General features: G+C 49.8%; 11 protein-coding genes. 7 read left to right on the top strand and 4 right to left on the bottom strand.

Annotation, left to right across the window (positions count from 1 at the left end; translation table 11 throughout):
• Positions 1-131: 131 nt before the first annotated feature.
• Positions 132-1,268 carry an IS3 family transposase gene (locus B8987_RS18970; protein WP_084662374.1) on the top strand — a complete coding sequence of 379 codons (1,137 nt, stop codon included), beginning with the start codon at positions 132-134 and terminating at the stop codon, positions 1,266-1,268.
• Positions 1,269-1,880: 612 nt separating this feature from the next.
• Here B8987_RS18970 and B8987_RS18975 read toward each other — a convergent pair.
• From B8987_RS18975 to B8987_RS18990, 4 genes are read right to left on the bottom strand one after another with little or no spacing between them, the layout of a single operon-like run.
• A complete protein-coding gene (locus B8987_RS18975) occupies positions 1,881-3,098 on the bottom strand; it encodes an MFS transporter (protein WP_139793614.1) in 1,218 nt (405 codons plus the stop codon).
• Positions 3,099-3,112: 14 nt separating this feature from the next.
• Positions 3,113-3,370, bottom strand: a complete 258-nt coding sequence (locus B8987_RS20315) for a GNAT family N-acetyltransferase (RefSeq protein ID WP_423242307.1) — start codon at positions 3,368-3,370, stop codon at positions 3,113-3,115.
• Complete coding sequence (locus B8987_RS18985) at positions 3,274-3,747, bottom strand: GNAT family N-acetyltransferase (protein ID WP_084662329.1); 474 nt, start codon at positions 3,745-3,747, stop codon at positions 3,274-3,276. The genes B8987_RS20315 and B8987_RS18985 overlap by 97 nt, the downstream gene beginning before the upstream one ends.
• Positions 3,747-4,205: a MarR family winged helix-turn-helix transcriptional regulator gene (locus B8987_RS18990; protein WP_084662330.1), complete on the bottom strand. Its 459-nt coding sequence runs from the start codon at positions 4,203-4,205 to the stop codon at positions 3,747-3,749. The genes B8987_RS18985 and B8987_RS18990 overlap by 1 nt, the downstream gene beginning before the upstream one ends.
• Before the next feature lie 403 nt (positions 4,206-4,608).
• Between B8987_RS18990 and B8987_RS18995 the strand changes: the two genes are divergently transcribed.
• The 6 genes from B8987_RS18995 (at position 4,609) to B8987_RS19020 (ending at position 11,454) form a co-directional block, all read left to right on the top strand.
• Complete coding sequence (locus tag B8987_RS18995; protein ID WP_084662331.1) at positions 4,609-5,685, top strand: hypothetical protein; 1,077 nt, start codon at positions 4,609-4,611, stop codon at positions 5,683-5,685.
• Positions 5,686-5,790: 105 nt separating this feature from the next.
• The gene (locus B8987_RS19000; protein WP_084662332.1) at positions 5,791-7,128 is read left to right on the top strand and encodes an extracellular solute-binding protein; all 1,338 of its coding nucleotides are present in this window, start codon (positions 5,791-5,793) and stop codon (positions 7,126-7,128) included.
• Positions 7,125-7,985, top strand: coding sequence for a carbohydrate ABC transporter permease (locus B8987_RS19005; protein WP_084662333.1), 861 nt, complete (start codon positions 7,125-7,127; stop codon positions 7,983-7,985). Before B8987_RS19000 ends, B8987_RS19005 begins: the two co-directional genes overlap by 4 nt.
• A gap of 70 nt (positions 7,986-8,055) precedes the next feature.
• Positions 8,056-8,868: a carbohydrate ABC transporter permease gene (locus tag B8987_RS19010; RefSeq protein ID WP_176213298.1), complete on the top strand. Its 813-nt coding sequence runs from the start codon at positions 8,056-8,058 to the stop codon at positions 8,866-8,868.
• Positions 8,869-8,908: 40 nt separating this feature from the next.
• A complete protein-coding gene (locus B8987_RS19015) occupies positions 8,909-10,027 on the top strand; it encodes a MupG family TIM beta-alpha barrel fold protein (protein WP_084662335.1) in 1,119 nt (372 codons plus the stop codon).
• The gene (locus B8987_RS19020) at positions 10,024-11,454 is read left to right on the top strand and encodes a glycoside hydrolase family 3 N-terminal domain-containing protein (protein WP_084662336.1); all 1,431 of its coding nucleotides are present in this window, start codon (positions 10,024-10,026) and stop codon (positions 11,452-11,454) included. The genes B8987_RS19015 and B8987_RS19020 overlap by 4 nt, the downstream gene beginning before the upstream one ends.
• Positions 11,455-11,502: the final 48 nt, after the last annotated feature.

Below are 11,502 nucleotides of genomic sequence, written 5' to 3' on the forward strand. Positions count from 1 at the left end.
ACGGTTCACGGCGTCATCCCTTTCGGTCCATTGGGTCGGTATCATTAGGAGCGCACCGTGTCGGGAGCTTTATAGTGGTCCCCAAAAACTAGACAATTTTGGAGGCCGTCAAGTGTTACACTGGACATATGATGGCGAAACAAAAACGGCATTCTGCCACCTTCAAAAGCCAAGTGGTGCTCGAAATGCTCAAGGAAGAAAAAACCGTCAGCCAGATTGCCGCCGAATACGGCATTCATCCCAGTCAACTGCATCGCTGGAAGCGCCAGGCGCTCGAGAACTTTCCGCAGTTATTTACCGAGTCCCAAGCGCTCCAACAACAGGCCCAAGCCCACCAACAACAGCTGACCGAGCTTTATGCGGAAATCGGCAAACTGACCACACAAGTCGAGTGGCTCAAAAAAAATCTGGCCTCGACCCTGACCCGCGATGAACGGATGACCTTGTTGGATCGGGGAGCGGATACGCTCCCGTTGACGACGCAAGCCGCGTTGTTAAGCCTCAACCGCTCGAGCCTCTATTACCGGCCCGTCGGGCCGGATGCCGAGGAGATCGCTCTGAAGCATCGCATCGATGAAATTTACACCGATCGACCGTTTTACGGGTCCCGGCGGATGACGGCTCAGTTGAACCACGAGGGTTACGCCGTAAACCGCAAACGCGTGCAGCGCACCATGCGGGAGATGGGGATCTGGGGGCTCGCTCCGGGGCCCCAGACCAGCACCCGACATCCCCAGCACCCGGTGTATCCGTATTTATTGAAAGGCGTCACGCCGGCGTACCCCAATCATGTGTGGGGGATTGACGTGACCTATATCCGGATGGTGCATGGTTGGCTATACCTGGTGGCCATTATGGATTGGTATTCACGGTTTGTCGTGGCGTGGGAACTCTCCGAAACCTTGGAACTGCCCTTTGTGCTCACGGCCGCGGAGCGGGCGTTGTCCATCGCCACCCCCACCATTTGGAATCACGACCAAGGGAGTCATTTTACCAGCCCCCAATACACGGCCTTGTTGTTGGCCAAGGAGGTGCAAATCAGCATGGACAGTAAGGGGCGGGCGTTGGACAATGTATTGACGGAACGGCTGTGGCGCAGTGTGAAGTATGAAGAGGTGTATCTACACGATTACCGTTCACCCCGGGAAGCCCGATCGGGCTTGAGCCGATACTTTACGTTCTATAACTATCACCGGCTGCATCAATCCTTGGGCTACACGCCACCCGCGGCCTGGTATTCGCCCCTCCCGTCCCTCGACCGGGAGTGATGTTGCCCGGGATTGAATCCCCCACAGACAGCCCTACGGGCTGGGCCTCCTGTTTGGCGAGGGCCGTTGTCGGCCCGTCGACAAACAGGAGGGTAATGGTTCCGATGAAGACCCAAAGGAAGGAGGCCAGTCTCACACTTTGGGGGTCAAAAATCTGTCTTGACAATGGGGTCCACCTTACTTGGAAGAGATCGACTAGCATGGGGCGAGTTACATGTGATGTTGTGCCGGACAGAGAGCCGTATGTCTGTTAGTACACGAGCGCGATCTGTAAGTGTCAACGGGATCGCGCTCCTAATCTCTCAAAAATTCATCCTAAAATCTAGATAAAACTTTGAAAGCGGCGCAAGAGGTCATATAGAATTGACATAAGTTCAGCGTTGAGAAACAAGGGAACAGGCTACTGTGACCGTAGCAGATCAAAACTTCCTCCGTCATATGAAGCAAACCGGTGATTCCAAGAGACGGGGGAATGAACCCAATTTTAGCGAATTAGTGTCTCTTTAGCCCCGTAGAGACTCAAGACAATGGGTTGGCTGGAACTCTCGAAAAACTTATCGCATAAACTGGCTGCGTTATCATGACGTTTTCGTGGGGGATGTGTCAGTGGCTTCATGGTGATGGCGAGGATACGCTGCGTCGCATTCCCATAATCGCACAACATGACTCCTTGTCAATACGGCCAATATCTGTCATCTTAGCTATAACAACTTCGATGGCCTTGATCACAGCGGCCATGCCAAATAACACAGCAAATCCCCAGTGTATGCCCCAGAATGCGACGATTCCTCCTCCAACAGGAATTAACATATTTGATAAAAGCCGAGATGCGGTTAAGACGCTACTGCGTTCTTCCGGCCTAAGAAGCTCTAATCGCAAACCCACGCTGAGTACGACCCACGCCGTGTCGCATAACCCCACAAGAGCTTCTCCTATCGCCGCTGCCCAAGCCGTGAGCCATTGTAAAATCAGTAGGCCTAACAAACCGCCACTTAAAAACGCTGGATACAGTTGCCCGCGTCTAAATCGCGAAAGTAACGGAAGCACTACGCCAGTTCCAGCGACGCTTCCCACTGTCACACACAAATATACCCCAGAGACAGCCGGTGAAGAGAGATGTAAACGGTTCAGGAGGTAGTACAAAAATCCGCTCATCACAAGCGTCCACCCGAAATTTCCAATCATCGCTTGAATCGCTAACGATCGTAGCACCGGTATACGCCATAGTTGGTCGAATCCACGGTTCCGGCTTCTCTTGTCTCCATCGAGAATCGAACGGAAATGGGTACGGGGAAGCCACAGAGGTCCTAAAATTCCGGATACGGCTGACAGATCCGAGAGAACACTAAGCGTAACCACAGGGCCTAACGAGCCCATCAGCAGTCCCCCCATCGGAGCACCGACAACCCGGACGATCATTACGACACGTTGTAGACGGTTCGCGTGTTCTATTAGCTGAGGACCTTGTCCGGGCAGTGCAGTCTGCATTGCAGACTCGGCCATCACGCTGCCAAAGCCGTTAAGACCGGCAGCGATAATGAGCGCCATCTCTATAGGCCATGAGTCCTTGCCAAAAGGAATACTCACTAAGGCGAGGAAAGTCACCGCACGGGTTCCTTGACCCACGCGAAACAACTCGCCGGCCTCCGCATGGCTAATGTAAGAGGACAATCCCCATCCGGTCATTAACGGCACGAGAGCCTCCGCGACGAACATCGTCGCCATGATGGCTAAAGAATGACTCAAATCATATCCATACCACGGAAGAATGAGCGGAGTCGCAACGTCCGCAAATGTACTGACAGCCGCTAACCATCTTATGCGATGCATAATGTTTCCTTGTATCATCGCTTTGTGCTATCTTCAGACCTAGGAATAATGTATTCCATCAATTCGGTGTCACGCCATCGTCCATCTAGCTGAGCTTGCTCATGAAGGATACCGACTGAACGGAAACCTGCTTGAAGATACAAGAACCGTGCCGCAGTGTTCTCGGGAAAGAGTGTCAAGACCAGTTTATGGAATTCATATTGACGTGCCCATTCGATTCCAGTGAATAATAGCCGTTTGCCGACGCCTTGGCCCCGTAGGGTACGCTCCACATGGATTCCGGTACCTTTTCCCAGCTAGTGACAGTAAAGTGCCATTGACGAAAAAATTTTTCAGCTGTTTCTGTGACGAGACACACCATCCGGGTGTTTTCTGCCTGCAAGTGGTTGAGCGCATGCCAAACGAGGTGGCTCCCTAATCCCTGCCCTCGAAATTCCGGGGCCACCACTAAGGACCTCAGCAAAGCCGCAGAGCCATACCGTTCCACGCCAATGACACCGACGCCACGATTGTGATGGGTTGTCATTATGAACCACTTTGGCTGACAAGATCCAGAAGGAGAGGGAAGTCTAGCGGAATGCCAAAGCTCCCGAATTGCGGAATTTTCGATGGTGTCGGCTTCGTGTTCTACAATCCTTATGGCATCCATTAATTTTCTCCTCCCTGCGAACAGTGGGGGATCACGAGTTCTTGATCCAAACGATTGGCCAGCCACTCTAATGTCGCGATCAACTGATTGCGATCATAAGGCGATAAACTTTCTAAGAGACTTTCGGCTTGGGCATTGAGCACCTCTTGCAAGCGTTTAGCCTCGACACGACCTTCAGAGGTCAGTTCAATTCTCACAAATCGGCGATCTCGAGGATCCTGACTCCGACTAATCCATCCTCGTTGTCGTAATTCTTCGACAACGCGACTAATCCACGGAGGATCACTACCGAGTCGATCAGCCAATTCCCGAATAGACAGCCCGTCTTCACCATCAAGTTCTGTCAGGATTAAACATTGTATTTCTGAGGCGGGGGTACAACACGCCCATGTCTTGCGTTGAATGAGGGCAAAACGTCGAGCAATACGACGCAGGATATGAAGGGAGTCCTGAGGCATAGTTTTTTCCTCCAGTTTATGACAATGGCATGGAAATGAAATTTAAATCATACCCATTATCGAACACTATCATGATAATAAAAGGATATTGTTACTGTTTATAATGATTATAGAACACAATGATAGTAAATCACAACCATAACAGAATTTCACAATGAGAAATCTATGGTATTGGGGAAAAACAAGAAGCGTTTTAAGTCCAGATTCTCCGTACAAAAGTAGAGTCCGATACTGTGTGTGGACTTGATTCCCATCATATCCACACATACAAATTAGGACTTGACACGATTTTGGTTGATTAGCACAAAAACTCTCAAAAGTCTTGCAGAAACGAAAAGCAAGTGCTATAAGTTAATTAATTATTTTAATTAACTAGCAACGAATAAAGTTGGGGCTGTAAACAATGAAAATTCTTGGTTTGACAACAGTTGTGTTGACTGGGACATTGACCTTTGTGAATGCAGGGGGAAAAACTCCTCCTCCTTTACCAGCCGATTCTCCCCGTGCGTTACAAGGAATTCAATCTCACGCCCCGGCTATTCAACTGCCTCAAAAACCGGTTGCCATATCGACACATCCACCTTTAGTACATCTGTCACAATTCGTGCGCGATAAAGGGATATTCTTGTTTTACAGCTTCAATCCTTCTTCACCCATTTATTGGCACAATTTTGTGCCTCGCAGCGTAATCAATCAAGCACAAACTGCGGGTATTAAATATCTCGAAGTGCGCGTGGGGTATTCTAATTGGGTACAAATCGCACCCGGCGCGCAAGAAACATGGTTTAATCAACTTCTTGATTTGGCCAGAAGTCACGACATACGCGTCATCGGTTGGGTGGTGCCTTATATAAATAATTCTTCTGCTAGTACCATTCGGGCGTCTTTGAATGGCGACTGGCAAGTCTTGAATTATCTGGCTCATTACAAAACTCCGAGTGGGGGACGGTTATCCGGTTTAGCCATGGACCTGGAACTCGGGCCTTTGTACTTCGGAGGGAACACTCAGGCTTTGAAGCAATACGTGGAAGGGGCTAGGACCATTACGGGGCCATCTTATCCCTTGATAGGCATTATTCCCGATCCTGTGCGTACCGGTCTGACATCTCAGAAGGGAAGTGCCCACTATTATCCCTATAACCAGATAGCCAATTATTGTAACGTCTTACAACCGATGGCCTATTGGCACGAGTATTACGCCAGTTCGCATTTCGATTACACCCCGAGTTATGTCGAAAACTTTATCAAGGACTCAATAACCTCAACTCAAGAACAAGATCAGAATCCGTCAAAACCCATAAACCTCGCACTACAATTCTTTGGCAACTCGCTCGTGGGTTATCCATCAGAGACTGATCTTAAGACTTCATTGCAAAGCGCTCAGAATGATGGTGCTATTGGAATTTCTGCCTTTCAATGGCACACGTTAAATTCACAATATTGGACTGTCTTATCGGAATATTCCTGGCGAGGAAATTAACGCAAACATTTCTTAGTAAAGAATAAAGATGCCACGAGCACGTTAACAGGCATATCGGCACATTACCCCTCAACTGTAAAAAATCCAGAAGGAGGAAAGGAGATTATGCATTTTCGTAGTCGAAATATCGTATTAGTGAGTACATCTCTCTCGCTATTGTTATCAGCCTGTGGCACCTCTCCACCGTCGTCGACTGCCACAGGAACTTTCCACGGCACCATTACACTGTGGGCGTTTCCCGGCACTCCGACGCCGCATCATCCGAATGGCTTTGGCTGGTATAAAGCAATGATTGCAGCGTTTGAAAAAATGCATCCCGGAGTCAAAGTTCAGCTCACGGAAATCCCATGGTCCGAAGGATCTGTCAAACTGGAAACAGCGGTTGCTGCTGGTGACTACCCGGATGTTGCTCCGGGTGGCGGGACATTGCCCCAGTTTATTCAAGATGGGGTAATCGAACCCATTAATCCCTATTTAGGACATTATGCGAGTCAACTGTATCCTCGCGTCGTCAAGGCCGCCACATTTCATGGCAAGATGTATTATTGGCCTTCGGTGCAAACGGCGACGGTGTTATATCTAAACAAAACCTACTTTGCCGAACGTCATGTCCCGTTACCGCGTCACGGTATGTGGACATGGAATGAGTTTGTGCATGATTTGCAACGCTTGACCTTTGTCAAGAAAAACGGCCAAAAAGTGTACGGGTTCGGTGTCGATTTACAACCTGGCAATTCATTATCTTACGGGATTCTCTTGTCCGATGGGGCTCACCTTTTAAATTCATCTTTAACGCAATATACATTTTACGGCACGAAAGCCGTGAGTGGCGTCGAAAAATTGGCATCACTTGTCCAAAAATACCACGTGGCTCCAAAATCCATTGCATCCGATTCCGCAAAAACTATATGGGAGAATTTTTTGCAGGGCAAATACGCCGTCACAGCCTACTATGCAGACTTTTTAAACAAGAATAGCATTGCAGCAAAATCTGCCCAGATTCCCTTTCCGTATGCTGTCGCAAATTATCCAACAGGGTCTTTGGGCCATCCTATTACTATCGGCGATATTGCGGGATATACCGTGTATAAACAGAGCAATCCGAATCAGTTGCGGATGTCTATGTTATTTGCCAAATTTCTCTCTGACCCAGCAGAGTGGCCCACAGCGATTCAAAAGAAATACATGAGCATTGGAGGAGGGGCTTACCCCGTTGGCCCACAGGATGCCGCGATACAAGCAAAGTATTTTCGCAACGTGTACTATGACGAAGTCCTCCACAACAACTTGCGCTTTTTCCAGTTAAACCCACCGTTAACCCCTGCATGGCCTAAACTGGAAAAGGCCTTGGATGCCCAATTGCAGTTGATCGTTCTTGGGCAGGAATCCCCCCAACAAGGGCTCAGCCAAGTTAAACAGCAAATGGCAGGGATCATTAAATGAATACCACGCGGTTTTGGTATCAGCTACTGCTTCCTAAAATGACGTTATTTGGTCTCTTCATTGTCCTTCCTACCATTTTGGCTCTATTTATTGCGATGAGTCATGTGACGCCTGGTCACTTGACATGGGTAGGACTTAAAAATTTTTCGGACGTTGTGCGCGATCGCACCTTTTGGACATCAGTACGTAACACTTTGATTTATACCGTTGTGACAACACCAGTGGTGATCGGTGCAGCATTAATCCTATCCAGCTTGCTGATGACCTTGCCCGACCTATGGCGTTCTGTTTTTCGGGCTGTGTTTTATCTTCCTTCCGTGACAGCTGTCGTAGTGATGGCGCTAGTCTGGGCTTGGATTTACGATGATTCCAATGGGTTACTGAACGGCATCCTCCATGCATTGCACCTTCACGGAGTTGGATGGCTCGTAAATCCGCACTTGGCATTGTGGAGCATTATGTTGATGACGATTTTGACGCCTCCAGGGATGGGGATCGTGTTGTACATGGCTCAGTTAGGGTCAATTCCTGCAGGCTATTATGAAGCAGCCGAACTCGACGGGGCCAGTGCATGGGCTAAGTTCCGCTATATTACCTGGCCAATGGTGATGCCCACCACACTGTACCTTGTCGTTATGCACACAATTGCTGCCTTTCAAATTTTCACCGCCATCTATGTGATGACGGGCGGTGGACCTGGAAATGCCACATTGACGATTGTTGGAGAAATTTATGACAAGGGATTTCAGTATTTTGAACTGGGGCACGCGGGCGCGGAGGCGATATTACTGGGCCTGGTGATTGCGATATTTAGCTATGTGCAATTTAAGGTGTTGGGACGTCATGTTGAATACTAGAACGCAGAGGCAACCCCCGACAGCAAATCGGCTTCGTGTGCAGCCCGTCCCCCCTTCAAGACGGCCGCGAATGACAGTCCGGGTTGTCGTGTTCGGGATTGTGAGTGTGTGGGCTCTCTTAGGATTGTTTCCTTTATATTGGTTATTCGATACCGCTTTGTCTTCCCCGCAGGCGTTTGTGAGCATTCCGCCCCGGATAGTGCCATTTCCGTGGACTTGGCAGAATTTTGTGTATCTTTTTCAGGCCGCTCCTATTTGGCGCTGGTTTGGCAATAGCTTATTCGTGTCGACGGTGGTGACCCTGGGGAATTTAGTCTTCGATGCGATGGCGGCCTACGCTTTTTCCAAAGGACGCTTCCGCGGACGAGACACCCTATTTTGGGTCGTGTTAAGCACCATGATGATTCCCGCCGAAGCCACTTTGGTCCCACAGTTTTTTGTGATGAGCCGTTTGCATCTGCTTAATACGTACTGGGCCCTCATCTTACCTGCTCTTGGACACGTGTGGGGTGTATTTCTCTTGCGTCAGTACATGCAAACCCTATCCACCGATTTTTTTGATGCGGCACGAGTGGACGGTGCCAGTGAATGGACGGTGTTTTGGAAACTCGTTGTGCCATTAAGCACGCCAGCCTTAGGAGCATTGGGGCTTCTAACGTTTGTGGCCAATTGGAATGATTTTATCTGGCCCTTGATCGCGTTGAATTCGACGCAACTGTTCACGTTGCCAGTTGGGCTATCCACCTTGCAGCAACAATATTACACCAACTATGGATATGTTTTAGCTGGCGGCGTTATAACAGCCATTCCGACTATTCTCATCTTTTTACTTGGACAACGATTTTTCGTTCGTGGATTAACCACCGGAGGCATTAAAAATTGATTGCCCCCTACCACGGTTTACCACAGGAGGTATTTTTGTCATGGATATTATTGTGGGAACGTCGTTTTATATTGGTATTCCCTCCAGCACTAAAAAATCCGCATACGACTGTGTCGCCCTTGCCCTGGATCTGGGGATTCATCATTTTTTCACCACCGTACAAATGCCCGAGGCATCCATTTCAGATCATTTAGACGAATTCCGAGCAGTAGCAAAATTGACACGCGGAACGAACGCCCGAATCATGGCTGATGTCCATCCTATTGTCTTTCAACGGGTGGGTGGCACTGTTGAGAATTTGACGCCACTGCAAGAACTGGGCATTACCGATCTACGGCTGGACGCCGGATTCTCTGAGGAAGAGACGCTGACTCTCTATCACTCAGCATGCCGCTTAGGAATGCAGATTGTCCTCAATGCTAGTGCGTTAACCGCATCTACCCTACAACGGTTTCACGATTTAGGGTTGCCCCTCCAAGACATGGTCGCTTGCCATAATTATTACCCTCGTATCGAATCCGGCATGTCGACAGCATTTATGGCGCAACAAGCAGCCTTATTGCATCGCTTTGGTATTACTGTGATCGCCTTCGTCGCGAGTCAATATCATCATCGCTATGTGACGTATGAAGGCTTGCCCACGCTCGAAGTACATCGCTCTCTCGAACCGCATCGAGCGGCACGGGAATTGTTAAGCCGAGGTTGGGCCGACCATGTATATATTGGAGATCAAACAGAAAATGCAGAGGAGTTAAGCCAACTGGCAGAGGTCCGACAAAGTCCTCATCTTATCTTGCGAATACACCTCAACCGTCAAGCCCGAGACCCTGAACGCAAGATTGTGCTCGGACGCGTGCATGAACATCTGCCCCAATCGTTTGAACTCACGTGCCGGGCGCGCGGAGACCGCCAACGGCCTACTTTAGAACAAATTACCCCCGCTCCGGAACTTCTTCCCCGCCCACGCGGCACTGTCGCCGTCGATAATGTGTTGTACCAGCGTTACGCAGGGGAATTGCATATTACCAAAGTCGATCTGTCCGCTGACCCCCGAACTAATGTAGTAGGGCGGGTGATTCCAGAAGATCAACGACTCATCGATGCGATTGGACCCAAGACACGATTTGCGTTCGAGGCCGTGGGAGGTTCCAAAGAATGACAGCGTGGACAACAAAGATCTCCTCTCAAGAATTGGCTGCACAATTTCTCCTTCCCAATTGGGACAAGGGCGTGCACTGGGCTCCCCAACAATGGCCTTATGCTGGATATATTTTTCATCAAAGTGATCTCGAAAATGTCGCGGCGACCCGTACGATGCTTGCAGCGATTTACGACAGCTACCGTCGCGCGAATCAACCACCTCCGTTATTGATGGTGACGGAAGAAGGCGGGGTGGTTCATCGGTTTCCTGGGATAGCGCCTCCTCCGTCAGCCCTGTTAACGAGCAGCCTAGGAGCGCGTACAGCCTATGATGTGGGACGCCGTATCGGGCAATTGCTGGCCATGCAAGGATTTAATTGGAACTTAGCTCCTGTAATGGACGTCTATGTTCCGGGAAATCAGGTCATTGGTTCCCGAGCCTTTAGCGACGAGGCACAACAAGTGGCCATGATTGGGAAAGCGTGGATTCGGGGACATCAAGCCGCCGGCGTACCCGTGACCGTCAAACACTTTCCGGGGCATGGCCATGCATTAGACGATTCGCATCGGGGTCTTTCCCAAGGCAAGATAGAGATGGTCTGGGAACATGATTTACTGCCCTTCCACGCCGTATTATCGGAAGCTCCCGCAGTCATGACGGCACATGTTCAGTTTTCGGAATTCGATCAACATCCCGCGACGGTATCCATCAAGTGGATAACAGGAATCTTACGGCAACGGTTGCACTACAAAGGCATAGTGGTAACCGATGCCTTAGCCATGGGGGCCATCCGCGCATTATATACACCGGAAGACGCTGCTGTGCGTGCTCTCCAAGCGGGAGCGGATCTCATCGATTGTGGAGGGCACGCCGACTTAGCCGCCAGCGTGCGAGAAGCGGTCGCGTGGGCTATCGATCATCATATCCTTCCCAGTCACATTCTCACAACGGCCCAACGTCGTGTCCGACGGTGGCGACAGCTGATTCGTAGTCCGGATCTCTGGCCTGCCGTCGACGAGTTACCCGAGCTGGAAAAGGAGTTTCGGCAGTGGGTGTTTCGGGGAAGTTCGGTTGTCCGCGGAAATCCTCGGGATTTTTCGATCGCGTTACCTCAAATTTGGATTGCAGCCAAACGTCCTACACAGATAAGGGAAGGAAGGATCCCACATAAGCCGGTCCTCTATCAACCATTGAACACTCCGAAATTATTGGAAACGTTAGACCAGATCTCGTCTCACGCGGTAATTGTTTATACAGACAATCTTTGGCAGTCAAAAAAAACGGCAGAGATCGTAAAACGATTTTGCCAACACCGAAAAGTATTACACGTCGCCGTGACAGATCCTTTAGATGCGGAGCTGTTGCCGGAAGCCTCAGCCACGATAGCGGTGCGAGGCAATCCATTCTACGCCGTGGACGTGGTGCGTTCACTGTTAAGAACTTAGCGACCGGATGACGATCGTAACGTGAATGATGATAACAACACGAGGAGG

Source organism: Sulfobacillus thermosulfidooxidans DSM 9293, from assembly GCF_900176145.1.
Classification (GTDB): Bacteria; Bacillota; Sulfobacillia; order Sulfobacillales; family Sulfobacillaceae; genus Sulfobacillus; species Sulfobacillus thermosulfidooxidans.